This is a genomic window from Sporolactobacillus mangiferae (assembly GCF_023336505.1).
GTDB lineage: Bacteria > Bacillota > Bacilli > Bacillales > Sporolactobacillaceae > Sporolactobacillus > Sporolactobacillus mangiferae.
In genome coordinates this window covers 52363-77920 of sequence record NZ_JAMAST010000007.1, presented here as the reverse complement: position 1 = coordinate 77920, position 25558 = coordinate 52363, and the positions used below count along the sequence as shown (strand labels likewise).

At 42.8% G+C, this 25558-nt stretch carries 26 protein-coding genes and 1 pseudogene; 17 read left to right on the top strand and 10 right to left on the bottom strand.

Annotated features, from left to right (window positions below; all coding sequences use genetic code 11):
* Positions 1-78: 78 nt before the first annotated feature.
* On the bottom strand, positions 79-522 hold the full coding sequence (locus tag M3N64_RS08065; RefSeq protein ID WP_249100807.1) for a tyrosine-type recombinase/integrase: 444 nt from the start codon (positions 520-522) through the stop codon (positions 79-81).
* 21 nt (positions 523-543) lie between these two features.
* On the opposite strand from M3N64_RS08065, the gene M3N64_RS08060 reads away from it, so the two are divergent.
* Positions 544-828 (top strand): bacteriocin immunity family protein, encoded by a 285-nt coding sequence (locus M3N64_RS08060; protein ID WP_249100804.1) that lies wholly within the window; start codon positions 544-546, stop codon positions 826-828.
* Positions 829-1072: 244 nt separating this feature from the next.
* On the opposite strand, the pseudogene M3N64_RS08055 reads toward M3N64_RS08060, so the two are convergent.
* Positions 1073-1507: pseudogene (locus M3N64_RS08055) on the bottom strand (transposase); the annotation flags it as partial.
* 269 nt (positions 1508-1776) lie between these two features.
* On the opposite strand from M3N64_RS08055, the gene M3N64_RS08050 reads away from it, so the two are divergent.
* Positions 1777-2307: a hypothetical protein gene (locus M3N64_RS08050; RefSeq protein WP_249100800.1), complete on the top strand. Its 531-nt coding sequence runs from the start codon at positions 1777-1779 to the stop codon at positions 2305-2307.
* A complete protein-coding gene (locus M3N64_RS08045) occupies positions 2307-3050 on the top strand; it encodes a hypothetical protein (RefSeq protein ID WP_249100797.1) in 744 nt (247 codons plus the stop codon). The genes M3N64_RS08050 and M3N64_RS08045 overlap by 1 nt, the downstream gene beginning before the upstream one ends.
* Before the next feature lie 518 nt (positions 3051-3568).
* Here the strand turns inward: M3N64_RS08045 and M3N64_RS08040 are convergent.
* Genes M3N64_RS08040 through aroA form a run of 3 tightly spaced genes read right to left on the bottom strand, consistent with a single transcriptional unit; the run spans position 3569 to position 6214 of the window.
* A complete protein-coding gene (locus M3N64_RS08040) occupies positions 3569-3844 on the bottom strand; it encodes a chorismate mutase (protein ID WP_249100794.1) in 276 nt (91 codons plus the stop codon).
* Positions 3841-4947, bottom strand: a complete 1107-nt coding sequence (gene aroC / locus M3N64_RS08035; RefSeq protein ID WP_249100791.1) for a chorismate synthase — start codon at positions 4945-4947, stop codon at positions 3841-3843. The genes M3N64_RS08040 and aroC overlap by 4 nt, the downstream gene beginning before the upstream one ends.
* Entirely contained in the window at positions 4940-6214 is a 1275-nt protein-coding gene (aroA, locus tag M3N64_RS08030) for a 3-phosphoshikimate 1-carboxyvinyltransferase (RefSeq protein ID WP_249100788.1), read from the bottom strand. The genes aroC and aroA overlap by 8 nt, the downstream gene beginning before the upstream one ends.
* A gap of 424 nt (positions 6215-6638) precedes the next feature.
* On the opposite strand from aroA, the gene M3N64_RS08025 reads away from it, so the two are divergent.
* The gene (locus tag M3N64_RS08025) at positions 6639-7313 is read left to right on the top strand and encodes a response regulator transcription factor (protein WP_249100783.1); all 675 of its coding nucleotides are present in this window, start codon (positions 6639-6641) and stop codon (positions 7311-7313) included.
* A complete protein-coding gene (locus tag M3N64_RS08020) occupies positions 7310-8374 on the top strand; it encodes a sensor histidine kinase (RefSeq protein WP_249100782.1) in 1065 nt (354 codons plus the stop codon). The genes M3N64_RS08025 and M3N64_RS08020 overlap by 4 nt, the downstream gene beginning before the upstream one ends.
* A 130-nt stretch (positions 8375-8504) precedes the next feature.
* Here the strand turns inward: M3N64_RS08020 and prli42 are convergent, their stop codons facing one another.
* Positions 8505-8612, bottom strand: a complete 108-nt coding sequence (prli42, locus tag M3N64_RS08015) for a stressosome-associated protein Prli42 (protein ID WP_283163361.1) — start codon at positions 8610-8612, stop codon at positions 8505-8507.
* A gap of 158 nt (positions 8613-8770) precedes the next feature.
* Here prli42 and M3N64_RS08010 point away from each other — a divergent pair, with 158 nt between their 5' ends.
* The 3 genes from M3N64_RS08010 to rnz are packed head-to-tail and all read left to right on the top strand — an operon-like array spanning position 8771 to position 12106.
* Positions 8771-9898 (top strand): M20/M25/M40 family metallo-hydrolase, encoded by a 1128-nt coding sequence (locus M3N64_RS08010; RefSeq protein WP_249100779.1) that lies wholly within the window; start codon positions 8771-8773, stop codon positions 9896-9898.
* A 45-nt stretch (positions 9899-9943) separates the two neighbouring features.
* Positions 9944-11146, top strand: coding sequence for a DNA polymerase IV (locus M3N64_RS08005; protein ID WP_249100774.1), 1203 nt, complete (start codon positions 9944-9946; stop codon positions 11144-11146).
* Between the two features lie 24 nt (positions 11147-11170).
* The gene (rnz, locus tag M3N64_RS08000; RefSeq protein ID WP_249100771.1) at positions 11171-12106 is read left to right on the top strand and encodes a ribonuclease Z; all 936 of its coding nucleotides are present in this window, start codon (positions 11171-11173) and stop codon (positions 12104-12106) included.
* 172 nt (positions 12107-12278) lie between these two features.
* On the opposite strand, the gene M3N64_RS07995 is transcribed toward rnz, so the two are convergent.
* Positions 12279-13541, bottom strand: a complete 1263-nt coding sequence (locus M3N64_RS07995) for an ammonium transporter (protein WP_249100768.1) — start codon at positions 13539-13541, stop codon at positions 12279-12281.
* 372 nt (positions 13542-13913) lie between these two features.
* Between M3N64_RS07995 and M3N64_RS07990 the strand changes: the two genes are divergently transcribed.
* From M3N64_RS07990 to M3N64_RS07965, 6 genes are all read left to right on the top strand, one after another.
* Positions 13914-14699, top strand: coding sequence for an SDR family NAD(P)-dependent oxidoreductase (locus M3N64_RS07990; protein WP_249100766.1), 786 nt, complete (start codon positions 13914-13916; stop codon positions 14697-14699).
* A 126-nt stretch (positions 14700-14825) separates the two neighbouring features.
* On the top strand, positions 14826-15821 hold the full coding sequence (locus tag M3N64_RS07985; protein WP_249100763.1) for a thiamine pyrophosphate-dependent dehydrogenase E1 component subunit alpha: 996 nt from the start codon (positions 14826-14828) through the stop codon (positions 15819-15821).
* Positions 15822-15857: 36 nt separating this feature from the next.
* Positions 15858-16892, top strand: a complete 1035-nt coding sequence (locus tag M3N64_RS07980) for an alpha-ketoacid dehydrogenase subunit beta (RefSeq protein ID WP_249100760.1) — start codon at positions 15858-15860, stop codon at positions 16890-16892.
* A gap of 42 nt (positions 16893-16934) precedes the next feature.
* Positions 16935-18182, top strand: a complete 1248-nt coding sequence (locus tag M3N64_RS07975) for a dihydrolipoamide acetyltransferase family protein (protein WP_249100757.1) — start codon at positions 16935-16937, stop codon at positions 18180-18182.
* Between the two features lie 523 nt (positions 18183-18705).
* Positions 18706-19782, top strand: coding sequence for an AI-2E family transporter (locus M3N64_RS07970; protein WP_249100755.1), 1077 nt, complete (start codon positions 18706-18708; stop codon positions 19780-19782).
* Between the two features lie 30 nt (positions 19783-19812).
* Positions 19813-20268 carry an NUDIX hydrolase gene (locus tag M3N64_RS07965; RefSeq protein WP_249100752.1) on the top strand — a complete coding sequence of 152 codons (456 nt, stop codon included), beginning with the start codon at positions 19813-19815 and terminating at the stop codon, positions 20266-20268.
* Between the two features lie 154 nt (positions 20269-20422).
* Here the strand turns inward: M3N64_RS07965 and deoD are convergent, their stop codons facing one another.
* Entirely contained in the window at positions 20423-21133 is a 711-nt protein-coding gene (gene deoD / locus M3N64_RS07960) for a purine-nucleoside phosphorylase (RefSeq protein ID WP_249100749.1), read from the bottom strand.
* A 73-nt stretch (positions 21134-21206) separates the two neighbouring features.
* A complete protein-coding gene (gene gloA2 / locus M3N64_RS07955; protein WP_249100745.1) occupies positions 21207-21593 on the bottom strand; it encodes an SMU1112c/YaeR family gloxylase I-like metalloprotein in 387 nt (128 codons plus the stop codon).
* 208 nt (positions 21594-21801) lie between these two features.
* Between gloA2 and M3N64_RS07950 the strand changes: the two genes are divergently transcribed.
* Entirely contained in the window at positions 21802-22737 is a 936-nt protein-coding gene (locus M3N64_RS07950; protein WP_249100741.1) for a cation diffusion facilitator family transporter, read from the top strand.
* Between the two features lie 137 nt (positions 22738-22874).
* Positions 22875-23417 (top strand): cysteine hydrolase family protein, encoded by a 543-nt coding sequence (locus tag M3N64_RS07945; protein ID WP_249100737.1) that lies wholly within the window; start codon positions 22875-22877, stop codon positions 23415-23417.
* Positions 23418-23471: 54 nt separating this feature from the next.
* Here M3N64_RS07945 and M3N64_RS07940 read toward each other — a convergent pair whose 3' ends face one another.
* Positions 23472-24740, bottom strand: coding sequence for an MFS transporter (locus M3N64_RS07940; protein ID WP_249100733.1), 1269 nt, complete (start codon positions 24738-24740; stop codon positions 23472-23474).
* Between the two features lie 272 nt (positions 24741-25012).
* Between M3N64_RS07940 and M3N64_RS07935 the strand changes: the two genes are divergently transcribed.
* Entirely contained in the window at positions 25013-25552 is a 540-nt protein-coding gene (locus tag M3N64_RS07935) for an NUDIX domain-containing protein (protein ID WP_249100730.1), read from the top strand.
* The last annotated feature ends 6 nt before the right edge of the window (positions 25553-25558 follow it).

Below are 25558 nucleotides of genomic sequence, written 5' to 3'. Positions count from 1 at the left end.
CCAACAATCATTGATATAAAGGGAATCTCGTGTCTGCAAAAGTGGTTGTGACCACATTTTGACCGCATCTTAAAAAAATTATTGCTCATGTCGCATAAATTCACCGAACTTGTGCGATATTTTTTTTGCGTCTGTTTTAGTTACATGCTCATATATTTTTCTTGTCAATTCATCGTCATGGTGGCCCAACACTGCTCTGATGTCATCAAGTGGTATTCCAGCATCAGCGGCGAGCGATGTAAATGTGTGGCGCAATTTATGCGGAGTTAATTTTTTTTGGAACGAACACCTTTTATTAATTTGCTTCATCTCGTGGTATAGGACACCTTGGGTGTATTGTTTTCCCATATAATTTTTCTTTAATTGAGGGAAAACAAGATTATTATCTTTAAAAATGGGATAGACGATGCTCAATTTGCTGAGTCTAGCATGTTGATGATGCAATACGTTTTCCACTTCGGATACAATGTTAAAAGCGCAGATGGATGAAACGGTCTTCGGCGTATTCTCTTTTTTTGTCAATTCGACATAAGTTCTTCTATAATGTTTAAAAAAAAATTAAGCCGGAAAGAGCAAGAAAATTCAATTTTAGAAAAAGTCTACGATCTTATCTTTGATGAACAAATACAAGATGATGAATGCGACGAGTTGATTGCTTTTAAAAATAATACTGGAAAAGCCAAAGATTTTGAAAGACAACTAATGAGTTTAGCTGACGGGCTGCGACAAATAGCGGTTAAACGAATAAGAGTTCAATCTAAACTAAGTCCTCGAGTTGGTGAATTTTACATGGAAATTTCAACTACGGGATTGCTTAAAAAAATCTAGGTAATGGAATTGCTGGAATGGGACTGATTTTTTTCAGTAGAAATTATTTTATAAAGTGAGATTGCAGAAATAAGCGGGCCTGTTCATCGCGGCTCTTTTTTCACAAGATAAGAAAGTATATCATTTTGAACTATATGAAAACCAATAAACCAGTGTTTTATCGAGAATCAAAGCGGAGTGCGAGACGCCACTGAAAAGCTCACGTTTTTTGGGAGTAGCTTGGGACCTTTTTTCCTTTCTTTTTTTATTCTTTTTCATTGAGAAGCTTCAGAATCCGCTTGAGATTGACCGTGGAGATCGCCGTCGATCCTTGAATTTTCATACCAAACAGACCTGCAGATGAGGCTGTATCATACCTGTGTCGATTTTTTAACTCGCTATTCTTCGCTTCTATTTTATATCGCATTTTGGCCAGAGATTTAAATTGTTCTGTCTCTTGAAATGCTTTTTGTTCCTTATGTTCGGTGGATTTAATTGCAACATAATAAGATTTTGATTTTGCCCCGGCTTGATAACATCCTTCACGCATTGGGCATACCTGACATTTATTGATATCAAACATATATCTGATCTGTGGATTTTTTCGGCCTGTTCTTTTCTTCCCTCATACTTTCTTTCCAATCGTCATATGTCCTGCCAGACAAACAAACATGCCCGCATCTTTGTTAAATTCGAATTCTTTTTTTATAATATTATACGCTCTCTATAAACTATTAAGCTCCCAGTTTGTATTTTATCACTACAACACTTTACCACAGTATCGTGCGTGATCATGCGCGATACCGCATAAAAAATTCGGGGTTACGCACAGAAAAATACGTTTTAATATCATTATCTGGGGCTTTATAATGAAAAGTAAATAAATTAATGAGTTAACTTTTTTACAAGCTTAGAAAGTATGGTGGTGATCAATATATAAATATGTAATTTAGCAAAGGAGCGCGTAGTTTGAAAAACAAAAAACTGATAATTATTCTGAGTCTTATCCTTACCATTTTTATTGTTTGTGGACTAACCTTTTTATTTTTAGAAAAAGGCCAAGAATCAAAGAATGATCCTTTAATTTGGTTTAGTAATGAAAAAGCAGCAATAAAAAGTGCTGTAGAAGAACAAACTGCGGGTAATTCAATCTTATTAAAAGGAACAGACTATATTAATAACAGAAAAGCAATTCCGGTCTATTTTAAAAACAAAAAGGATGGAGAAGGATTTATCGTTATTGTTTTAGAAAAGAAGGGAGGAAAATATGCAGCATTGTTAAATGGTTCTGGAGCGGCTGTAAGTGATCCACCTGGTCTTTCTGAGGGACAAGAAGTTGTGCCTGGAATCACTTTCAAACTAGATAAAAAGCACAGATACATTCTCTATTTTGGCAAAAATAAGAAACACTTAAAATCAATTACTTTAAACGGCAACAAAAAAATCGTTCCTTTATTTGTGAAAAACACTGACGTTTATTATAGATTGGAGAGATATTAATGAGAGTTAAGTTTAGTAAACTTGTTATTACTGCTACTGTACTAACACTAGTGTTAACTTCTTCGTTTGTTGGGGAAAAAACTACTAGAGCTGCTTCTAATTCGAACAGCGTCAAGTCAATCGAGCAAGACGATCAGAACACCCCAACCTTTTATAAAGGCAACAACGATGAAGAAGTTGCTCCGTTTACGATTAGTGAAGATGGTTCCATTCATTGGTTAAGTAAGAGTGAATATCAGGAAGCGAAAAATGGAGAAAATTTGGATAGCCTTGGAACGCCAAACGATAATAATAATTCAATTATAGGAAAATTTCGTCCGTTAGAGTCACCATTCCAAGGCTCATTTTACAAGCAAACATCTGCTTCAAATTATACAGGTGACCCTATAACTGTCGCTAACGGATTACGGGGACCAGGAACGATTTCTTACTCGAAAATTTGGGAAACTACCATTAATGTTACCTTTGGAGTTGAATTATCATCAGCAGAAAAATCAGCCGTGAAATCCGGGGCGTCTATAACTCTCCAGAAGTTAACAAGTACAGCGTGTGAATATTCTTTTCACGTTCCTAGTGGTTATATCGGTTGGGTTGCTTTTGTTCCGTATAAACATAAATCTATTGGCACTGTTACAACTTATTATACGGGTAAAACTGTGACTAAGCATGTAACTGCTCGCGCTGCTCGGAAAAGTGGTTCACACGCCTATGGGTATTACGAATTAATTAAGCAAAAAAAGTAATAGGTTTCAATTAAGGTTTTCTAAATTTAATTTAAAAATATGTTTCTGAATTGGCATAAAACACTTATCGCCTCCTATTTTGTAAGTAGACGACGAATAAAAATTGGTGAGATAAGCAAAAATCCCGACCACATTTTGACCTCATAAATATTTATTATTCATTATTTATGGGAATATACGTTCTTTTTTCGCGCATCAAAGAAATTTAAAATACATCCACGACCATATCTCTAATAAGATGATTTTTAAATTTCAAAAATACGCCAATTTACTAAGCCTCTTTTCCAGCCGCTGAAGGCGATCTGAAAATGCATGCGCACCTTTGGCCTTCTTTCAATATAGTATTAGAAAATTTGGCTTTGCTAAGCCTCTGTCGAAGGCAAAGAGACCGTCGCACTTATGCTATAATGCGCTAAATTTTAAACTTCAAGAGTATAAAAAAACAAAGCAGATCTCATCGCCGTAAACAGGCAGAGATCTGCTTTGACTTATGTTGAACGCATGTTCTGATTCATTAACTATTTCTGCGTCATGATGCTCTGCTGATAATCACGGCTCAATTTCATAAGATGCAAAAAAAATGCCGCCTGATATGCCTGCAGTTCATCGCATCCGCATCGTTCACGCGCCTCTTTAATGACTGTTTCTTCACGACGTTTATCATAAATGGCGCAGTTAAGATTTAATTTCACTTTGGCCACATCACGCACCAATTCCATTCTCTGACAAAACAAATCGCTCATCTGCTGATCTATGGCATCAATTTTGCGTCGCAGAGTCTGTATTTCGTTCATAACCAGTACTCCAATCCTTTGATCTGAGTGATGACATCAAGAAGGGCAAAGGCAGCGGCGGCTTCTACGACCGGAACTGCGCGAGGAACGATGCATGGATCATGTCTTCCTTTGACGATCAGATCAGTTGTTTTTCCAGTCATGAGATTTACAGAGCGCTGTTTTTTGGCAATTGAAGCAGTGGGCTTTACAGCCACCTGAAAAAGGATCGGCATGCCATTCGTAATACCGCCAAGGATGCCGCCATTGTGATTGCTTGTGGTCACGATTCCGTCATGATCTGCTATCTTATCGTACGGATCATTTGCCTCGCTGCCGCGCAGTCTGCTGATTCCAAATCCATCTCCGAACGACACCCCTTTAATAGCGGGAATGGCGAAAAGGATCGATGACAATATACTTTCAAGCGCGTCAAAAATCGGTGAGCCGACACCTGCAGGCACACTGACAGCAGCGGCTTCGATGATGCCGCCGACAGAGTCGCAGTCCTTGCGGGCAGATTCAATCAATTGCTGCATCCGGTTTCCGCATGCGTCGCTGATCACAGGGAACTGTTTTTTTGCAAGGTCATGGAATAAATCGGCTGCCGGATGAATCGGATCAAATAATTGGTCTGATATTGATCCGATCGAGCGTATATGCGCTCCGATTTGAATGTCTTTAAGTGCTAATAACTGTCGGGCAATGGAACCAGCAAAAACAATCGGAGCGGTCAATCGTCCCGAGAAGTGCCCTCCACCGCGATAATCCTGGTACCCATGGTAGCGCGCAGCACCCGTATAATCTGCATGCCCTGGTCTTGGCACATTAAGAAGTTCTGTATAGTCTTTCGATTTCGCATCATGATTACGAATCAAAAAAGAGAGTGGTGTGCCTGTTGTTTTGTCATGGAACAGTCCGCTGAGCACTTCATATGTATCCGTTTCATGGCGCCTTGAGGACCATTGGTGGCGTCCTGGCACACGCCGCTGCATTTCTTGATTAATCTGATCAAAGTCGACAGCGAGCCCTGGAGGAAGGCCGTCAACCACTCCCCCGATTGCCGGACCATGTGATTCGCCGAATACTGTCAGTTTAATCTGTCTTCCCCAACTGCTACTCATTACATTGCCCCCCCAGTTTTTTGAAAGTTTGATAAAAATCGGGCCAGGATTTCGCCACCGCAGATGCTTGAGCCAGATCGATTTTCTCTCCGCTAATAGCTGCAGAGAGGGAGGCTGCCATCATGGCCAGTCGATGGTCATTGTGAGAAGATATCGAGGCTCCATGAAGGGTGGGCACCCCATCGATAATCATACCCTCTTCAGTTTCCGTAACGACCGCTCCTAGCTGATTCAGCAACCCGACAACTGAGGAAATGCGATCCGATTCTTTATCCCGCAAGCGTTTTCCTCCTTTAATGGTACTACGCCCGCGAGCGAGTGCCATTACTCCCGCGAGCGCTGGCGCCAAATCGGGACATTGAGAAACATCGACGGAAACTGCTTTCAGCTCGGATTTTTCAGCGAACAGCACATTTTTTTCCCAGTAAATTTTTCCATTCATGGCAGTAAGAATTGATTCAATAACGCGATCTCCCTGGTTGCTGTTCCGATTTAGCCCATGAATGGCTATCCGCCCGCCAAGCACACCCATGATCAGTAAAAAAGCGGCCTGCGACCAATCTCCCTCAACTTGAAAATCGGCGGAGTGATAGAATTCTGGATTTATCTCATAGAACTGATCCTCTCCTCGAATGGTTATACCGAATCGTTGAAGTACGTCCATGGTGAGCATAACATAATTCTTTGATTCAAGCGCATCAGTGACATGGATGGTAGATGTCGCTTCGAGTAACGGTAACGCAAACATCAGACCTGAGATAAGCTGTGAACTTACTTTTCCCGATATTGGAAAATCGCCTGCATACAGTTGACCCTTGAGCTGGATCGGAAATTGTTTTGGCTGCTGCTTCCAAAGAATAGACTTTTGACGGAAAAGTGATTGATAGGGTGCGAGTGATCGCCGCGCTAATCCAGGACTTCCAGTGAAGACCGCTTCTTTATACAGGGAAAGAACAACCGGAATTAAGAAGCGCAAAGTCGAACCGGATTCATGGCAGTCAATTAATGGAATTTGCAGTCCGGAATGGTTGTTTCTACCGGTAATCGTAAGAACAGATCGTGAATGCTCTTCTGTGTGCCCCACTGTAATTTTCGCGCCCAAGGTACGCATTGCCTGGATCGTAGCAAGAATATCATTGGACAAATCAATATTTTTAATCAGAGAGGTGCCATATGCAAGCGAAGCAGCAATAATTGCCCGATGCGCATAACTTTTAGATGGAGGAACGAATGCATTGCCTGTGAATTGAGTGGCTGAGAGTTGCATCGTGTCATCATACTCCTCGCTGTTGCTGATTTTCGATCAAGTCAATGCGGTTTATTTTCACAAATGAGTTTGGCAGGATAAACAACAGGATTCTACGGCGAGCTTCATATGTGAAAAAAGAGAGCACGCGACTCTCCTTTGAAAGTACCTATTTTTAGAATGATCGTAAGTGCGACGGCTTCTTCGCCATAGGCTTTGCGAAGCCGGATTTTCAAAAATTCCAACTCGTTACTATGAGCGCCAGCAGATAAAATTTTACGTGTTCCCTACATTCCTGTCAACTGAGATATTTGAAAGAGCAAGGATGCACCTTGGATGCTCATAAGGTATACTTTGTACCAGATTGAACCAGTGTTCATGCTTCGTTCATAATCCGCATGCACGATAAGTAATAGAAGCAGATGGTTCGAAGGAGAAGAGAGCGATGAACAAAATATTGATTGTTGATGATGATCCGCATATTCGTGAGTTAGTGACTGTTTTTCTTGAAAATGAACATTTTGCATGCATTGAGGCTGAAAACGGCAGGCAGGCATTAAAAAAATTGGAACAGGGAATGATCGGATTAATCATTTTAGATATTATGATGCCTGAGATGGATGGGTGGTCTTTTTGCCGTGAGGTACGAAGCATGATGCAGATTCCGATCCTGATACTGACGGCGAAGGGTGAGACCATGCAAAAAGTAAAAGGCTTTGAACTGGGGGCGGATGACTATCTTGTCAAGCCGTTTGAACCGATTGAGCTGGTCATGCGTGTAAAGGCTTTGCTCAAACGTTATCAGGTTGCAGCCTCAAGGCAGGTAGAGATCGGCAATCTACTCCTGGATCAGAATGCGTACACGATTGTGTGTGAAAATGAACACACGATGATACCGATGAAAGAATTTGAACTGCTTTTTATGCTGGCAGGCATGCCTGGCAGAACCTACACACGTGATGATTTGATTGAAAAAATCTGGGGATATGATTATGAAGGCGATGAACGAACGATCGATGTGCATATTAAGCGTTTGCGTGAGCGATTTGACGAAAAAAAGTATGGGTTTGTGATCAAAACTGTCCGAGGCATCGGATATCGACTGGAAGAATTGTCATGAAAAAATGTTCGGTCAATCGTTTAAAAGTACATGGAACGATTTTGCTTACTTTGCTTGCACTCATTGTTTTCTGGGGCTGCTTTTATCTGCTTCTTGGGTGGCTGCTTTTTCTTCTGCACATATCCATACCGCCTCTTTTTCTCCATATTGCAAGTTCTCTGCTTGGATTTTTGGTGTTTGGATTTGTCATGGTTCAATATGGAAAATACCTCCGCCCAAAACGATTAGACTATTTTCAGACAATAATTCAGGCAATCAGGCAAATGGCAAAAGGAAATTTCGAAATTAAGCTGGATATTCCAATCTCCGAAGGCGCGACCCATCAAAAAAATCCGTTCGTACAGCTCACTGACAGTATTCATTATATGGCAAAGGAGCTCGGGCAACTAGAACGCGTGCGCCAGGAATTTATATCCAATGTGTCACATGAGATTCAATCGCCGCTGACTTCAATAAAAGGCTTTGCGCATGCATTGGAAGACGGGCGGCTTTCGCAGGAAAAAAGGATTCATTATCTCAAAATTATACAACTGGAAACAGATCGTCTTTCAGGATTAAGTAACCACCTGCTTAAGCTAACGTCACTTGAAAATGGACGGCATCCTGTACGTATCGAGCATTATCGGGCAGACCGGCAGATTCGCTCCTGCCTGCTTACTTTGGAACCGCAGTGGAGCGCGAAAAAACTGAAAATGAATATCAACCTGGCACCTGTCGCTATTCATGCAGATCGCGAGCTGATGAATCAGGTGTGGATGAATATGATTCACAACAGTATTAAATTTACTCCTGAAAAGGGAACGATCAGTATAACTTTAAAGTTACAAAATGATTGTGTACTGTTCCGGATTTCAGATACTGGAATCGGCTTGAAAGAGGAAGAACGCATTCACTTGTTCGAGCGTTTCTATAAGGCTGATCGTTCAAGAACAGGGAAACATGCCGGCAATGGACTTGGTTTGTCTATTGTTAACAAAATTATTGATCTGCATCATGGAACGATTCGTGTCGACAGCGAATATGGCAAGGGAACATCCTTTTCGGTTTTTTTAGAAAAATAGGTTATACAAAAGAAAAAAACAGGCTTCCTTCACAGAGAGGTGCCTCAAAAGCCCTTTGGTCACTGGGCCCAGCCGAGGAAGCGTTTGAATGCTGCATATGGCACGGTCTCAGACAGTGAATCCGTAAGCATTAATTTAGCGTTTCATTTATAATGGAGAGAATGAATGCGGAGATGGTTGAAAGAAGAAGTGCAGCGATCACAATATAGATAACCATTCGAAACCATTTTTTGGACATAAATGAGAAATTCCCTTCCTACTGAATTATTGTCTATTATAGTTGATCATGGATAAACTTTTCAATAGCGACAATATGCTATTATATAAATGATATGTGTTCGGATGAAATCATGACGTTGAATTTGCTCGATCCATTTAGAGAAATGAGGGGTTTTAATGGTTAATGAAGCACGCCTGGTCGATACATTTTGCGAACTGGTCGGTATTGACTCTGAGACCGGTGATGAAGGAACGATTTTCAAAGTGCTGAAAGATAAATTCACGGCACTCGGCCTGGAAGTTAAAGAAGATCAGGCGAAAGATAAAACGGGGCATGGTGCAAACAACTTAGTCTGCGTACTTCATGGAACAAAAAAAGGTACGCCGATTTTTTTAGGAACGCACATGGATACAGTGTTCCCGGGTAAACAGATCAAGCCACAAATCGCAGATGGTTATATCACTTCAGATGGTACGTCCATTCTTGGCGCTGATGATAAAGCGGGTATTTCTGCAATCATTGAAGCCATTCAGGTAATTAAAGAAGAGAAACGTGATCATGCTGATGTACAGTTTATCATTACCATTGGTGAGGAATCGGGGCTGGTGGGAGCCAAAGCGCTTGATATGAATCTGGTCCATGCTGAATATGGGTTCGTATTGGACAGCGACGGACCTGTGGGAGACATTGTCATCGCGGCACCTTATCAATCCAAATTTGACGTTAAGCTGGTGGGAAAGACTGCTCATGCGGGCATTGAGCCAGAAAAAGGTGTGTCAGCAATTACAATGGCCGCCAAAGCAATTTCCAAAATGCCACTCGGCCGTATAGACAGTGAGACAACTGCCAATATTGGTCGCTTTGAAGGCGGAAAGGCAACTAATATTGTATGTGATTATGTCCATGTACTTGCAGAGACACGCTCACTTGTTAAAGAAAAGATGGATCGTCAGGTGGTACGCATGACTGATTCTTTTGAACAAACTGCAGAGAAGATGGGCGGGAAAGCAAATGTTCACGTTGATTTTATGTATCCGGGCTACACGTTCAATGCTGAAGATGCCGTTGTACAGCTTGCGTCAAAAGCTGCCGAAGCGGTTGGAAGGACACCGCATTTGCTTCAAAGCGGCGGCGGCAGTGACGCAAACATATTTTGCGGAAAGGGCATACCGACAGTAAACTTGGGTGTCGGCTATGAGCAGATACACACAATTCATGAAAAAATTGCGATTGCTGAACTTCATATGGCAAGTGAACTGGCACTTGCACTCATTGATCAGGCAGTAATTAATAATCGGACCTGAGATGGTCTAAGTATTAATTGACCTTTGGAAGGGTTGGTATCGAAGATGGCAAATGCCCGAGTCATTTTCCATATTGATATGAATAGTTTCTACGCATCCGTGGAAATTGCCAATCATCCAGAACTTAAAGGATGTCCGCTTGCCATAGCCGGAAAAACAGAAGAACGGCATGGAATTATTGTGACAAGCAGTTATGAAGCCAGAAAATTTGGTGTTCGAACGACCATGACTGTTCGGGAAGCGAAGAAACGCTGTCCTGAACTCATTGTTCGGCACCCAGATTTTACACTTTATCGGCAAACCTCAGATCGTCTTTTTGCAATGTTAAAAGAGTACACACCGATTATAGAGAAAGCGTCCATTGATGAAGGCTATCTCGACATGAGTATGTTGCGCCATGTCCATCCGCCGACACTTGCGCGATCCATTCAGAACCGTATTGCTCGTGAATTGCACCTGCCTTGCAGTATCGGCATTGCACCGAATAAATTTCTTGCCAAAATGGCTTCCAATATAAAAAAGCCACTGGGAATCACTGTTATTCGAAAACGTGAATTGGCACAGTGCCTTTGGCTGCTTCCAATTGGAAAAATGCACGGCGTCGGTCCGAAAACAGAGCAAAAGTTCATCTCTTTCGGCATACGGACAATTGGCGACCTGGCCAGACAAGACCAGGCGTTTATTGGACAGCAATTTGGCACGAACGGACGCAGGCTATTTGCATTTGCAAACGGCTGTGACGATCGTCCGGTCGATCCAGAGGCGTGGGATCGCTATAAAAGTATCGGTCATTCTATGACTTTGCCGAGAGATACGCATGAGATGAAAGAAATTCTAAGCACGTTCCATCAGCTGGCTGCTAAGCTGGCTGCCCAATTAAAAAAAGAGCATGTGGTAAGTTATGAACTTATTGTCGTAATCAGGTACCATGACTTGCACACAGTCACGAGACACCAAAAAACAGTGCAGCCGCTGCAAAGTCCGGCAGATATTGAGCGGTTTTCACTTTCCGTTTTTCAAAAAAACTGGCACGGGGAAGACATCCGGCTTCTTGGCGTTACGCTGACATCGTTTCAATCGATGAGCGATTCAACGAAACAGCTTGATTTATTTTCCTATCAGCGAGACGCACAAAATGAACCACTCATTGATCTAATGAATAAAATTAATGAACAATTCGGCAATGGAACCATTCTCCCTGCAAACCGTTTGCTGAAAACAATGAAATCAAACGATGCAGATCATTAGACAGAGATTAAAAAGGGTGATGAAATGATTTTTACATTTTTGGGTACAGGTGCGGGAATGCCGGCTAAAGAAAGAAATGTTACATCACTGGCATTAGGATTTCCCGAGTATGATGGCGAGTTGTGGCTTTTCGATTGTGGTGAGGGAACGCAGCGACAAATTTTATACACCTCAGTAAAGCTCACGAAACTTTCTGTTATATTTATTACACACATGCATGGGGACCATCTTTTTGGTCTGCCTGGCATTCTCGGCAGTCGTTCTTTTCAGGGGGCTGTGACCCCGTTAACCTTGATCGGCCCTTCAGGATTAAAAAGTTATGTGGAAACGTCGTTACGTTTGTCAGGCACACATCTTCATTATCCAATCATTATCCGTGAAATTGAAACGGAGGGGAAAGTGTTTGAGAATACACATTTTACTGTCTATGCAGGGGAACTGGATCATGGAGTTAAATCGTACGGTTATCGGGTCCTTGAAAAGGATCAACCCGGCGAATTGCTCGTAAATAAGCTGCTTGCTCTGAACATTAAGCCCGGACCGATCTATAAAGAAATAAAAGAAAAAAAACAGGTAAAACTTTCGAACGGACAAATCATAGATACGGCGCCGTTCATTGGCGGAAAAAGGAAGGGAAGGTGTATTACCGTCCTGGGCGATACAAGGCCGTGTGCGATGGCGGCTGAACTTGCCCAATCCGCAAATGTTTTGATTCATGAAGCGACTTTTGATGGTCAAAGCAGCCGACTTGCTCATGATTATCACCATTCGACTTCAGTACAGGCCGCAGAAATCGCTCGGAAGTCTGGTGTTGAAACACTCATTCTGTCTCATTTAAGTTCACGTTATCAAAAAAAAGAACAAAATGCTTTGCTCAGGGAAGCAAAGGCCGTTTTTAATCATACATACTTGGCCCATGATTTTTGGATGTTTGAATTGAAACGCCCGTCGCGCATGTAATAACCGTTCAGTTCCGATTCAGAAACGGGGATTAGTGGTAAAAAAAACCGCCACAGCTGATTGTTTTGCATAACAAAAGCGAAGGCAAATGAAACGGAAAAACAAAGAAGATTCCTGCTAAAAGGAATCTTCTTTGTGCATGTACGTCTATGAAACTTTAAGTAATTAAGTATTATTTTGCTTCTGTCTCACCATAGCCATAAGCGCCATGTTCACTAATATCAAGCCCTGCCTTTTCTGCTTCAGCCGATACACGAAGACCTATGGTTGCTTTAATGATTGACAGGACAATCAGTGAAGCAATGGCAACGAAAGCAAATGCGGCAAGAACGCCAAGTGCCTGAACGCCTAACTGGTAAAGACCACCGCCATAGAACAGTCCTGGTTTACCGACACCTGCAAGTTCCACAAGTTTTGGAGCCGCAAAGAAACCGGTTGAGAGTGTTCCGATGATTCCTGAGATACCGTGAACGGAAAATGCGTAAATCGGATCATCAAGGCCTTTGCCTTCAAAGAAAATGGATGTCCAGTACGTAAATGCGCCTGCAATTGCGCCAATGACAATAGCTGCCCAAGGTTCAACGAACGCACAGGACGCAGTGATCGCAACGAGCGCTGCGAGGACACCGTTGCACATTGCACCGATATCCGCTTTTTTGGAAAGGATCATTGCAGCGAACAAAGCACCGAGGGCGCCAGCCGCTGCAGCCAGGTTTGTTGTCAATGCAACATAGCCAAAGAACTGACCATAGCCTTTTGTCGCAACACCGGTTGATACGGTACTTCCGGCATTGAAGCCAAACCAGCCGATCCAAAGAATAAATGTTCCAAGAAAAACAAACGGAATGTTGTGTGCCGGAACTGTTTTTGCTTTTCCGTCAACAAATTTACCGATTCTCGGCCCAAGAAGGAGCGTACCGATTAACGCTGCGGTTGCGCCCTGAAGGTGAACAACCGTCGATCCGGCAAAATCCTGCATGCCCAGTGTGCTTAACCAGCCGCCGCCCCATACCCAGTGACCGACAACCGGATAAATAATTGCAACGAAGATCGTACCGAATACGAAGTAGACAGCTAATTTTGCGCGTTCTGCAAAACCGCCCCAGGCAATCGCAAGCGAAACGGCTGCGAAGGCTAGCTGGAATAAGAAGAAAATCGAGTCATATCCGCTTGGGACGCCATTTAAGAAAAATTTAGAAGTGCCAATGAAAGCATTTCCGTCGCCAAACGCGATACCGTAGCCAAATGCCCAGAAGACAATCGAGGAAACGGCCAGTGTGATAATTTGTTTCCCGGTAATATGTCCTGCATTTTTGCTTTGAAGAGATCCGGCTTCAAGGAATGCGAATCCGGCTTGCATAAGAATAACTAAGATTGCTGCAACCATAACCCATAATGAATCCAAACTTAATGTAATTGCATCTGTTGCTTTCATTCAATTGATGCCCCCTTTTTTTGGATGAATAAATTATAACATAACATGTCAGTAAAAATAACAACAAAATATTAAAAATATTCATTTATTTGTGTAAGCCTTTACATTTTTAACTTTTTAGAAAAATTTTGATTCAAAATGCTTTTGTTCGCGGTTTTTTCTTTGTCAGGTTTTATTAACATAAAATCTATGGAGCCTATAAAAACCTATTGTGAGAATAATGCTGACATAGATTGGCTCGTTTGTGCAAAATCCGTGATTTTCACATCTTTCAATTTGCTGAAAGAGCGGCAGTAAAGTTTAACAGTCATCAGTGAAAAAACTATATAATGGTTTATGGACATTGAATGAAGAAATGTGCAGGTGTGAGTGATGATCATTAATAATTGTACAATTGTTATTACCGGAGCTTCGAGCGGACTGGGCGGTGAAATGGCCCGGTTGTTGGCTGCCAAGGGTGCGTGTATCGTGATGCTCGCACGAAACGAGCAGAATCTTGCTGAAATCAGACGTCAGATTGCCATTGAGGGCGGGCATGCTTATTATTATGTGCTTGACATTACACGACCACAGGAAGTGCGTTGCGTTTTTAAACAGATTATTAATCGTTTTAACGGAATCGACATTTTGATTAATTGCGCGGGAATCGGAAAGTTTCAATCACTATCAGAAATGAATGATGAAATCATTGACCGAATGATTGATGTCAATGTACGCGGAATGATCCATTGCTCTAAAGCAGTGCTTGCGTCAATGGTACCAAAAAAACGGGGCTGCATTGTCAACATCGCGTCGCTTGCAGGGATTGTCACGACACCAAAGTCAGTTGTCTACGGTGCAACAAAGCATGCTGTTATTGGATTTTCCGACGGTTTGCGATTGGAATTGGAGCAGGACGGCATTCGGGTGATTGTTGTTAATCCCGGTCCGATACGTACCCCTTTTCTTTCGTTTGCCGACCCTTCCGGAAGCTATGTCGCCCATGCCGGTCGCTATATGCTTAAACCACGTGCTGTAGCGGAAAAAATAGTACATGCGATCGAAAAAAACAAAAGGGAACTCAGGATCCCCTGGTACATGGGGATCGGTGCCAGGCTGTATCAAATGCTTCCTGTACTATTTGAAAAAGTTTTTAAATCTTTTCTTAAGTTGAAGTAGTTAGCTTCGAGTGTTTGATGCTTTATTTTTTGCATATCATTTGAAGATAAGGTATGATAAATATAAAAGAAAGCGCTTACATTTATGCGTTTTCTTGATTTGCTTGAGATGACGGGAGGAGTCATAATGCAAATGGAAACACAGACATCCGCAAAAGACATGACCGTTGAGGAAGCAACCTGGATTTACACGAAAATGCAGGAAATTCGTCAGTTTGAAAATGCAGTCCATGACATTTTTGCAAAAGGGGAAATTCCTGGCTTTGTTCACTTGTATGCAGGCGAAGAAGCAGTTGCGGTAGGTGTATGTGCGCATTTAACTGATCGGGACAGCATTACAAGTACGCACCGAGGGCATGGGCATTGTATTGCAAAAGGCTGTGATCTGAATGGAATGATGGCCGAAATATTTGGCCGGGCTACAGGACTTTGCAGAGGGAAAGGCGGTTCCATGCATATTGCCGATGTCTCAAAAGGTATGCTTGGTGCAAATGGTATTGTCGGCGCAGGACTGCCGCTTGCAATCGGAGCAGGATTGACAGCTAAAGTAAAGAAAACGAAAGACGTTGCTGTATGTTTCTTTGGGGATGGGGCAAGTAATCATGGTACATTTCATGAAGCGGTGAACATGGCTGCTATCTGGAAATTACCTGTTATTTTTGTCTGTGAAAATAATGGATTCGGTGAAGCTTCAACATTTGAATATGCTGCAGCGGCCGAGCGAATTTCGGATTTTGCCCATGTATATAAGATTGCCGGAGATACTGTCGATGGCAAGGATTTAACTGCTGTTTATGACGCTGCCGGCAAAGCGGTTGTCCGCGCACGCAACGGGGAGGGACCGACTATTATTGAATGTCTGACTTATCGGGATTACGGGCATTTTGAAGGTGACACGCAGTCATACAAAGACAAAAAGCAGCAACATCGGGCAGTTACGGAAGATGACGCGATTCTTAGATTCCAGGATTATGTGAAAAAAAACAAACTGCTTTCTGAAAAAGAAATCAAGCAGGTCGATGAACGGGTAAAAGCGGCTATTAAAGAAGCAATTCGTTTCAGCGAGGAAAGCCCATTTCCCGATGATAAAGAAGTAACAACCGACGTTTATGTCTCCTATTAATCTTAATTGAAATGCATAAACTTGGAGGTGCCGGCAATGACGGTTAAAATGAGTTATTCAGAAGCAATTAATGACGCAATACGGTTAGCGATGCGCAAAGATGAAAACGTTATCTTAATTGGTGAAGATGTTGCGGGAGGCGCCGAAGTTGATCATCTTCAGGATCAGGGTGCCTGGGGCGGTGTGTTTGGTGTAACGAAAGGAATTGTTGAAGAATTTGGACGCGACCGAGTGATCGATACACCAATTGCCGAATCCGGATATATGGGTGCGGCCGTTTCTGCAGCAGTTACAGGTCTTCGACCGATTTCAGAACTCATGTTTAATGACTTTATCGGCAGCTGCCTAGACGAAGTGATGAATCAGGCAGCCAAATTTCATTATATGTTCGGAGGAAAAGCTAAGGTTCCTTTGACTATCCGTACGATTGACGGTGCCGGGTTTAATGCGGCAGCTCAGCATTCACAAAGTTTATATGCCTTGTTTACGCATATTCCTGGGCTCAAAGTGGCGATTCCGAGCAATCCGTATGACATGAAAGGACTGCTGCTCAGCGCAATTTTCGATGATGATCCAGTCATTGTTTTTGAAGACAAAACGCTTTATGGAACCAAAGGTGAAGTAGGAGAAGGATTTTACACAATTCCTTTCGGTAAAGCAGAAATTAAGCGTTCCGGAAAAGACTTGACGATTGTTGGCCTTGGAAAGCAGGTAAACACCGCTTTGAAAGCGGCAGCACTGCTCGAAAAAAAAGGATTTGAATCAGAAGTTATCGATCCAAGAACGCTTTCTCCGCTTGACGAAGAAACGATTATCAATTCCGTGAAAAAAACCGGACGACTGATCATTGTAGATGAGGCCTATCCGCGATGCAGTGCAGCAACAGATATCGCAGCAATTGTCGGCGACAAAGCGTTCGATTATCTGGATGCACCGATTAAGCGTGTAACGGCTCCCCATGCACCGGTTCCTTTTTCGCCACCTCTTGAAAAGCTGTATATGCCCTCACCTGAAAAAATCATCAAGGCATTCAGTAGCATGGTCGGCGCGCGTGTATTTTCGGCCGTGTAAAGACTGGCATTTAATCATCTTATTTGAAAGGAGCGAGAGAACATGGCAGTAGAAATCATTATGCCAAAGATGGGTATGGGTATGGAAGAAGGAACCGTTGTTGAATGGCTGAAAAAGAAAGGCGATCCTGTAAAGAAGGGGGAGTCTGTGGTTTCCATCAGTTCGGATAAAATCGAGAAGGAACTGGAAGCACCTGAAGAAGGCATTTTAATTGAAATCACGGCTGGTATTGATGATGTGGTAGCCATTGGTCAGCCGCTCGGTTATATTGGTGCACCGGGTGAAGAAGTTGGTGAGCGTCCAGATGGATCGAAAGATGAGACAAAGCAGCGTGAAGCAGCCATTGAATCAGCTCCGGAAACTGAGGAAGAGGCAACAGTGCCTGCTCACTCTGAGGAAAGAAGATTGCGTGTTTCTCCGGCTGCGCGCCGGTTGGCAAAAATCATCAATGTGGATTTATCAACGATCACAGGTACTGGTCCGCTCGGAAGAATTACCAAGGCGGACGTTGCGGCCGCAGAAGCACGGAAGGCTCAGCCTAAAGAGGCAGAGGAGCCCCAGATATCCAATATGTCCATTTCTGTACCCGCGGCGCATCCATCTGCTACATCGAAAAAGGTTTCAGGAATGCGAAAAGTCATTTCGGATCGTATGTTCGCCAGTTTAAGTCAGACCGCACAGCTCACGCTGCAAGCTACTGTTGATGCAACAGAATTAATTATATTTCAGAAAAAAGCGAGAGAAGCCTATCCCATTAATGATGAAGTCCGTTTGACGATTACTGACTTTATTGCGAAAGCGGTAATTAATGCACTTCTTGAGCACAAAAGGATGAACAGTCTTTACGAAGGAGACACCATTACCACGTTTGATGAGGTGCACCTGGGCATTGCGGTTGCGCTGGATGAAGGGTTGGTCGTTCCCGTTATTCAGCATGCGGACAAAAAGTCGTTAAGCGCGATTTCACGCGAAATAAGAAGCGCAAGTAAGAAGGCGCGAAGTTCTGAGCTGAGCCGTCTGAAGCTCAGCGGCTCCACATTCACCATTACTTCGCTTGGAACATACGGTATTGGTTTCTTTACTCCGGTACTCAATCCACCTGAAGTGGGAATACTTGGTGTTGGAACCATTTCTGAACAGCCGGTATATATTGACGGTGAACTGAAGCGGCGCAGTTTGCTCCCTCTGAGTCTCACATTCGATCATCGTGCAGTGGATGGGGCGCCTGCTGCTGCATTTCTCGCAACGGTGAAAGCCAACCTTGAAGCACCATTTAAACTCGTTTTGTAAATAGGCGCTATTTACCTTTCTTATATGTACAATAAGAAGTAGCATAAGTGCGACAGCGGTTTTGCCTTCGCTGGAGGCTTTGTGAAGTCGAGTTTTCCAGTGACAGCAACAATTAATTACATGATCGATTAATGAGGGTGTCTCAGAAATCTTTTGGTGATGAGACATCCTTGTTTTATGCGGGACTATGCAGGATACATGAAGATATAAGACCCTGAAGGCATGCTTTTTATAAAAATGGTTATAATTTTGCCCTGAATATAAGCAATAAAGCAACATCATGTCTGGTCCGTTTCTTATGGTGCGTGAAATAAGAAACAGACTAAAGTACGTACCATGATTTTGGATGAAAATTTGCCGACTCTCTATTCTTAAATGATGGTACACATTGATCTATAGGTTCATAGTTTTTCGCCTGTTTATGATTTCTATTGGATTATTAAATAAGAAATGGGGTAAAATGTGAAAAGAACATCTGTTATGATGGTGGTTTATTGGTTTATTGATAGATAGGGGAATGCGCATGCCAAAATCAAAATATTTTCGCTTTGCAGTCTGGGTGCTGCTGATTCTAGTAATTCTTATGGTGGGTTCGAGACTCACGTTTATTTTAAAACCGGTGGGAATCTTGTTCACGTCGCTTGCTGCGCCTCTGATTATCTCTGGATTGCTCTATTATTTGCTTCGACCGCTTGTACGTGGCCTGATTCGCCTCAGAGTGCCCAAAGTCGTTGCCATACTCATTATTTATCTGGCAGTCATCGGTTTAATCGTTTTGCTCATTTTTAATTTTGGACCACTGCTCTATAATCAGTTTTTATCTTTAATCACCGGCATGCCGGGGCTGATCCAGCAGCTGAGCGATCAGCTGATCAGTTTTCAGCAAAGCGAGTTATTTTCTAAGATGCACTTAGATGAAATTTCTTTTCTTGATTTTACAAATCGGTTTTCTCAATCGCTTTCATCGATGGCAACTACTGTAGGCAATAATATTTTGTCAATCATCCAGTCGATTACCGGCACGGTGCTGATCATTGCAACGGTACCGTTTATTCTATTCTATTTTCTTAAAGACGGTGACCGTATTTCTCGCGGTATTATGAAATTGATTCCTGATGAACACCGGGAGAAGGCAAGTGAAATCCTTAAAGATATGGATCAAGCACTCAGCGGCTATATACAGGGACAAATGATTGTTCTTCTTTTTGACTTTGTTTTCATCTATATTTGGTATGTTATTATTGGATTGAATTATTCGCTTGTGCTTGCTCTTGTCATTTTGTTTACAAATGTCATTCCGTTTATTGGTTCACTGATCGCAACGATTCCGGCATTGATCGTTGCATTTATCCAGTCTCCGATTCTGGCTCTGTATGTAATCATCGGTGTCACTGTTGTTCAGCAGATTGAAGGTAATGTAATTTCACCGCTTGTCATGGGCAGAAAACTGGATATTCATCCCTTGACAATTATCTGCATTCTGCTTGTTGCCGGAAACCTGGCGGGAATCATCGGTATGCTGCTGGCTATCCCCTTATATGCTGTTTGCAAAGTCATTGTGACACGTGTTTACCAATTGATTCAATTGCGAAAACAATGATCGCTTCATGAAAGGGGAGGCGGAGGACGAATGGGGTATATACAGGAACTGAGAAGTAAAATAGGCCATGATCCGGTTATTCTTGTTGGTGCGGTTGCGCTTATTCACGATGAGACGGGTGCCGTTTTGCTCCAGAAACGAACGTATCCAAGGGGCAGCTGGGGCATTCCGGGCGGTCTCATGGAGCTAGGCGAGTCTGCTGAAGAAACAGTTGTCCGCGAATTTCAAGAAGAGGCAGGGATATTGATCGGTAATTTGCAACTGTTTCAAGTATATTCAGGTGCACAGGTTCCTTCAATTGCGAAAAATGGCGATCTCTATTATCCGGTGACGATTGCATATGAAGCGGAATTGCTAAGTGCTGAGTGGCAGATAGATCCTGAGGAATCGGCAGGCTTTGAATTCAGGACAAAAGAAAAAGTGCCGAAACGATTGCTTAGGAACCACGGAAAAATCCTGATGGACTATTTTGAAAGGCTAAAATAAAGACTACATGGAAGGATTCTAGCTTTTCTCAATATGAATTGCGGAAAATGATCAGAAAAATGATTAACAAAAACAGTTAGAGAATAAAAAAACAATGAAACTGTCCGGCATTCTCATAGGCAGATCATTGCTTTCTCTAATTTGTAAGAATCATTTAGTCAGCTATCGCAGTGTCCAAGGCAATTTTGATCATGTCATTAAATGTTGTCTGCCGTTCTGCTGCTGTTGTGTCCGGTTCATCAGAGAAGATATGGTCGCTGACTGTAAGAATGGTCAGCGCCTGAACACCATATTTGGCAGCTAATGTATAAAGTGCCGATGTTTCCATTTCAACTGCCAGAATACCGTATTCGCCGAGTTTTTTTACAATATCCATGCTGTCACGATAGAACACGTCTGCGGACAGAATCGACCCTGCATGTAAGGGGACCTTTAATTTGCTGCCAATTCGGTAAGCTTCATGTAGCAGCGCAAAATCAGCGGTAGGCGCATAATCAATATTCGGAAAAAGGCTGTGGTTTACAGCAGAATCTGTGGCGGATGACATGGCCAGGATGACGTCACGTACATGGACATCAGCCCGAACTCCGCCGCATGTGCCGACACGGATCAGCTTTTTCACGTCATAACTGCGAATCAGTTCATTGACGTAAATTGAAATAGATGGGATACCCATTCCGGTTCCCTGAACGGAAATTCGCTTTCCTTTGTATGTACCTGTGAATCCGAGCATGCCGCGAACGCTATTGTACTGAAAACTATTGTCCAGATAAGTTTCCGCAATATACCTGGCACGCAGCGGGTCGCCGGGAAGGAGAATTCGATCCGCGATTTCCCCATGCTTTGCTTCAATATGAATACTCACTGCATTTCCTCCTCCATAGAAAATCAATCTATTTTATTTTATCACGGGTATCACTTTCCTGATATATGGAAATCTAACATTCGTAAAGTTCAAGCGGCAGGTCATCCGGATCTCGGAAAAAGGTGAAACGCTTTCCGGTAATGGGGTCCACCCGAACAGGCTCAGTTTCTACGCCTTTATCTTTAAGTTCATTAACCGTGCTGGCAATATCTCTAACTGCGAAGGCAAGATGACGCAAACCGCAAGCTTCTGGCTGTGTCAGGCGCGCCGGAGGATTTGGAAAAGAAAAAAGCTCAATTTGGCCTCCGTCTCCAATGGAAAGATCGAGCTTATATGAGTTGCGTTCCTTACGAAATGTCTCCTGAATGACTGTGCATCCTAATACAGTGACATAAAAATGTCTGGCACGCGCATAGTTGGCTGTGATGATGGCGCAATGATGAATTCCGGAAAGTTTCACATGATACCTCCTCTTCTAATAGACAGGACTGAATCGGTTGTTTTTCATCACAAGCATTGACAGTTCAGATGAAAAAATAGATACTTAACATATGAACGAACGATCATATGTTGTGAAAATCACAATTAGCTTAACCTTAATAAATGAAGCACTGCATACAAACCTTAGCACAAAGCAGCTCATACGTATATAAAGAGGTGGTTCGGAAATGGCGCAGAAATCAAAGCTTAAGCACAATCATGAATCTGGCCTTAGTCATCATGCGGACAATCAAACAGTCATGTTGTTTAGTTTTCTGATTATTACCGGATTTATGATTGTTGAGATGATTGGCGGATTATTAAGCCACAGCCTTGCACTGATCTCAGATGCAGGGCATATGCTTAGCGATGCCGTCTCATTAGGATTTAGTTTGATTGCCATGCTTGTTGGGGCAAAAGTTCCGGTGAATAATCGCAAGACCTTTGGTTACAGACGATTTGAGATACTTGCTGCGCTGTTTAATGGCGTGTTGCTCCTGGTCATTTCATTCTGGATTGTCATTGAAGCCATTTTGAGGATCAGACGTCCGGTATCAGTTGCCGGCGGAGAGATGATGGTCATCGCCTTTTTGGGTATGCTTGTTAATATAGTTGTTGCGGTCATTCTTATGCGGAGCAGGGAAAAGGACAATTTAAATGTGCGAAGCGCCTTTCTTCATGTGATCGGCGATCTTCTTGGCTCCATCGGTGCTATTATTGCTTCAATGCTGATTATTTTTTTTGGATGGAATTTGGCAGATCCGATTGCCAGTATTGTTGTTTCCGTAATCATATTAAAGAGTGGGTGGGGCGTTGCTCGAGATGCGATTAATATATTGATGGAATCCAAGCCGGATCATATTGATATTGAAGATGTACGCCGCGCCATTCAGGCCCTTGAAGGGGTGGACGGTGTGCATGATCTGCATATATGGACGATCACATCCGGATTTTTCTCGCTCAGCTGCCATGTAACAGTTAAGGAAAATGTGAATCGTGATCAATTATTGGAAAAGATTGAGAGTCTGCTTGGTAATTATCACCTTGATCATTCAACCATACAAATTGAAAGCATACATTTTTTAAGCTGTCATTCGGATTGTGCACATCAGAAACATGGATAAAAGTCTGCTGAAAAAATCTGATTTACGGCGCCGGGTGGGTAGCAACGTCATTCATTAGATATGCGAATAATTAATAATGAGCAACTGAGAAGCTTGCGGGCATTCTGTGAAAAAAGTGCAGGATTTGGGGGATCACTATGGACAAAGAGGCACTTCTTATTATTGATATGAGCAATGATTTTGTGGACGATCACGGCAGTCTGACAGCAGGAGCACCTGCCCAGGCAATCGTGCCCTATATTGTGAACCTTGCGGAGCAGTTTCTGAAACACAGAAATCCGATTTTCTTCTGCATGGATGCGCATGAAGCAGATGATCCGCATTTTCAGCTTTGGCCGCCGCATAATGTGAAAGGGACGCACGGAGCGGAACTGTACGGAGCGCTTCACGAGTGGTATAAAAACCATCGGCAAAGTCCCAATGTGCAGTATATTCCTAAACCGGAATATGATGCGTTTGTACGTACAGATCTTGATGAACGTCTGAAAGCATTTGGTGTTCATGTCGTTCATCTGACAGGCGTTTGTACCGACATCTGCGATTTTCTGACAGCATATGGTGCCTATTCCAGAGGCTATCAGACAATTGCCCATCGAAAGGGAATGGCTACGTTTACGGATCAGCATGAACTTTTCTTGAAGCATATGAAGGCGATTTTCCAAACGAAAATTGTTGATTAATAAGCGAAGTGTCAATAACAGATGCAAACGATTTGCCCAAAATATTCTCTAGCTCTAATCAAAATGTCGAATGGCAGGAATGCTTAAACTGAGTGCAATGAACAGCAAGGTAAGCATGCTTAATAGAAGCATTGCGGTGATGCTGCCCACAGCGTCCGCGAACCAGCCGGTGAACATGTAACCGGCTGGAATCAATGCAAACGAACCGAGCATATCGATGCTTGCGACCCTACCGAATGCTTCAGGTTCGACAAGTTCCTGAAGACTTGTTTCCCATATCAGTCCGAAGGTCATGCTTCCATAGCCTTCCACCATCATGAGCAGCATGATCGCTGCTGAACTATGGATCAGCGGCATAATCAGGAATGCGCATCCTCCAGCTGCAATGCCCAGATAGGCAATCCAGCCGCGATGCCTCCAGACTTTGCGCATACCGAAAATAAATGCGGCCAGAGCGGCTCCGACTGCCTGAAAAGACATAACAAGCCCATATATATAAGACGGAAATTGATCATGAACATTCAGCAGCCATGGCAGGATAATCGCGGATATGCCTGTTGTGCAAATATTAATAAGACTGAAGGCTAAGATGGTGACCCACAGCCAGGTGTTTTTTTTAATCACTTCAAAGCCCCCAAAGCAGTCCTGAAGAAAAGAAGTGCTGTTCGTCCGAGCAGTGTCGGTCTGAATTTCCCCTTCTTTTGTCAGATACAGGAGGCAGACAAATGAGATCAGATAGGTTAACCCGTCAATGGCGAATCCGATTGGCGCTGACCAAACAGCAACAATCAGTCCACCAAGCGCCGGTCCGATCAGCCGCATCGATTGAACACTTAACTGATTTAATGCGTTGGCAGAGGTACGTATTTCAGATGTGAAAATGGTCGCTCTCATTGCTGAAAAAGCTGGCTGGAACAGACCATCCATAGTCCCAAGGATTGCTGCAATGAACATCATCATGTGAATGGTCAGCAAATGATTGAAAGCAAGTGTCATAATTGAGAATGCCATTGCGCATCGGATCAGATCGGTCAGGCGCATCAGTTTTGCGCGGTTTATTTTGTCGACGATAATTCCTGCAAACGGTAAAATAATCACATTAGGCAGCATATAGGCAGTCATGACGAAACCCATTGAGACCGTCGATTGTGTCAGTGAGTATACAAGGATGGGAACAATGATCCCGGTAATGGAAGAGCCGAATACGGAGAGTGTGTTTCCAATCCATAATGCGCGAAATGCCTTTGATTGATAAATCGGGCGAAATAAATGCGGTACTTTCTTTTCGGAAATGTGGTGGGCCTTCTCAGTCTGTTCATTCATTATTTTGATCTCCATCATCAGTATCATTGGTGTCAGTCTAATCAGTATACATCAATAAGAAAAACCGGGCATGCCTTTTTGTCACTTGAAAAAAGCAATCAGTTAAGATCAGGGAGAAGCAGTGCGTCATTTACGTGAATGACTCATTCATGTAAGCGAAAGCATGTGATAAAATTATAAGAGGTAGGTACATAGTAATCCCAGTTCCGAAAAACATCAAGTGTAATTTTAAGTAGCTGTCTGAAACTTTATGAATAAGGGAAGTGCAGAAAATGGACGGTTTGACAGAAACAAAGATCAGTTCAAAAGAAATCTTTAACGGACGTATTGTTCACTTGTATGTTGATCAAGTGAAGCTCCCGAATGGAGAAGAATCAACACGCGAAGTGGTCAAACACCCGGGAGCTGTCGCGGTGATTGCCGTAAATGATGAAGGAAAATTACTGCTTGTGCGACAGTATCGATATCCGCTAAACGGAATTATCTATGAAATTCCCGCAGGAAAACTGGAGCCTGGGGAAAATCCTGATGATTCAGCTATGCGTGAACTAGAGGAGGAAACCGGGTATCGATGTGAAAAAATGAAGAAGATTGCGTCCTTTTATTCATCACCGGGATTCTCAGATGAACTGCTCCATATTTATTACACAGACACGCTCATCAAAGGAAAGCAGAACCTGGATCAGGATGAATTTCTTGAAGTCTGTACGGTAAATACTAATGAAGCGGTTGAGATGGTGAAAAAATGCCAGATTTATGATGCAAAATCTGTTTATGCTGTTCAGTTCCTGCAATTACGTGCCCTGCAATAATGAATG

Coding starts and splice junctions, on each gene's coding strand:
- M3N64_RS07975 (WP_249100757.1), top strand. CDS start 16,935: ATGGCAGTAGAAATCATTATGCCAAAGATGGGTATGGGTATGGAAGAA.
- M3N64_RS07935 (WP_249100730.1), top strand. CDS start 25,013: ATGGACGGTTTGACAGAAACAAAGATCAGTTCAAAAGAAATCTTTAAC.
- M3N64_RS07985 (WP_249100763.1), top strand. CDS start 14,826: ATGCAAATGGAAACACAGACATCCGCAAAAGACATGACCGTTGAGGAA.
- M3N64_RS07990 (WP_249100766.1), top strand. CDS start 13,914: ATGATCATTAATAATTGTACAATTGTTATTACCGGAGCTTCGAGCGGA.
- aroA (WP_249100788.1), bottom strand. CDS start 6,214: ATGCAACTCTCAGCCACTCAATTCACAGGCAATGCATTCGTTCCTCCA.
- rnz (WP_249100771.1), top strand. CDS start 11,171: ATGATTTTTACATTTTTGGGTACAGGTGCGGGAATGCCGGCTAAAGAA.
- M3N64_RS08010 (WP_249100779.1), top strand. CDS start 8,771: ATGGTTAATGAAGCACGCCTGGTCGATACATTTTGCGAACTGGTCGGT.
- M3N64_RS07970 (WP_249100755.1), top strand. CDS start 18,706: ATGCCAAAATCAAAATATTTTCGCTTTGCAGTCTGGGTGCTGCTGATT.
- aroC (WP_249100791.1), bottom strand. CDS start 4,947: ATGAGTAGCAGTTGGGGAAGACAGATTAAACTGACAGTATTCGGCGAA.
- M3N64_RS07945 (WP_249100737.1), top strand. CDS start 22,875: ATGGACAAAGAGGCACTTCTTATTATTGATATGAGCAATGATTTTGTG.
- M3N64_RS07995 (WP_249100768.1), bottom strand. CDS start 13,541: ATGAAAGCAACAGATGCAATTACATTAAGTTTGGATTCATTATGGGTT.
- M3N64_RS08020 (WP_249100782.1), top strand. CDS start 7,310: ATGAAAAAATGTTCGGTCAATCGTTTAAAAGTACATGGAACGATTTTG.
- M3N64_RS07950 (WP_249100741.1), top strand. CDS start 21,802: ATGGCGCAGAAATCAAAGCTTAAGCACAATCATGAATCTGGCCTTAGT.
- M3N64_RS08045 (WP_249100797.1), top strand. CDS start 2,307: ATGAGAGTTAAGTTTAGTAAACTTGTTATTACTGCTACTGTACTAACA.
- M3N64_RS07940 (WP_249100733.1), bottom strand. CDS start 24,740: ATGAATGAACAGACTGAGAAGGCCCACCACATTTCCGAAAAGAAAGTA.
- M3N64_RS08005 (WP_249100774.1), top strand. CDS start 9,944: ATGGCAAATGCCCGAGTCATTTTCCATATTGATATGAATAGTTTCTAC.
- M3N64_RS08040 (WP_249100794.1), bottom strand. CDS start 3,844: ATGAACGAAATACAGACTCTGCGACGCAAAATTGATGCCATAGATCAG.
- prli42 (WP_283163361.1), bottom strand. CDS start 8,612: ATGTCCAAAAAATGGTTTCGAATGGTTATCTATATTGTGATCGCTGCA.
- M3N64_RS08060 (WP_249100804.1), top strand. CDS start 544: ATGTTTAAAAAAAAATTAAGCCGGAAAGAGCAAGAAAATTCAATTTTA.
- M3N64_RS07965 (WP_249100752.1), top strand. CDS start 19,813: ATGGGGTATATACAGGAACTGAGAAGTAAAATAGGCCATGATCCGGTT.
- M3N64_RS08025 (WP_249100783.1), top strand. CDS start 6,639: ATGAACAAAATATTGATTGTTGATGATGATCCGCATATTCGTGAGTTA.
- M3N64_RS07980 (WP_249100760.1), top strand. CDS start 15,858: ATGACGGTTAAAATGAGTTATTCAGAAGCAATTAATGACGCAATACGG.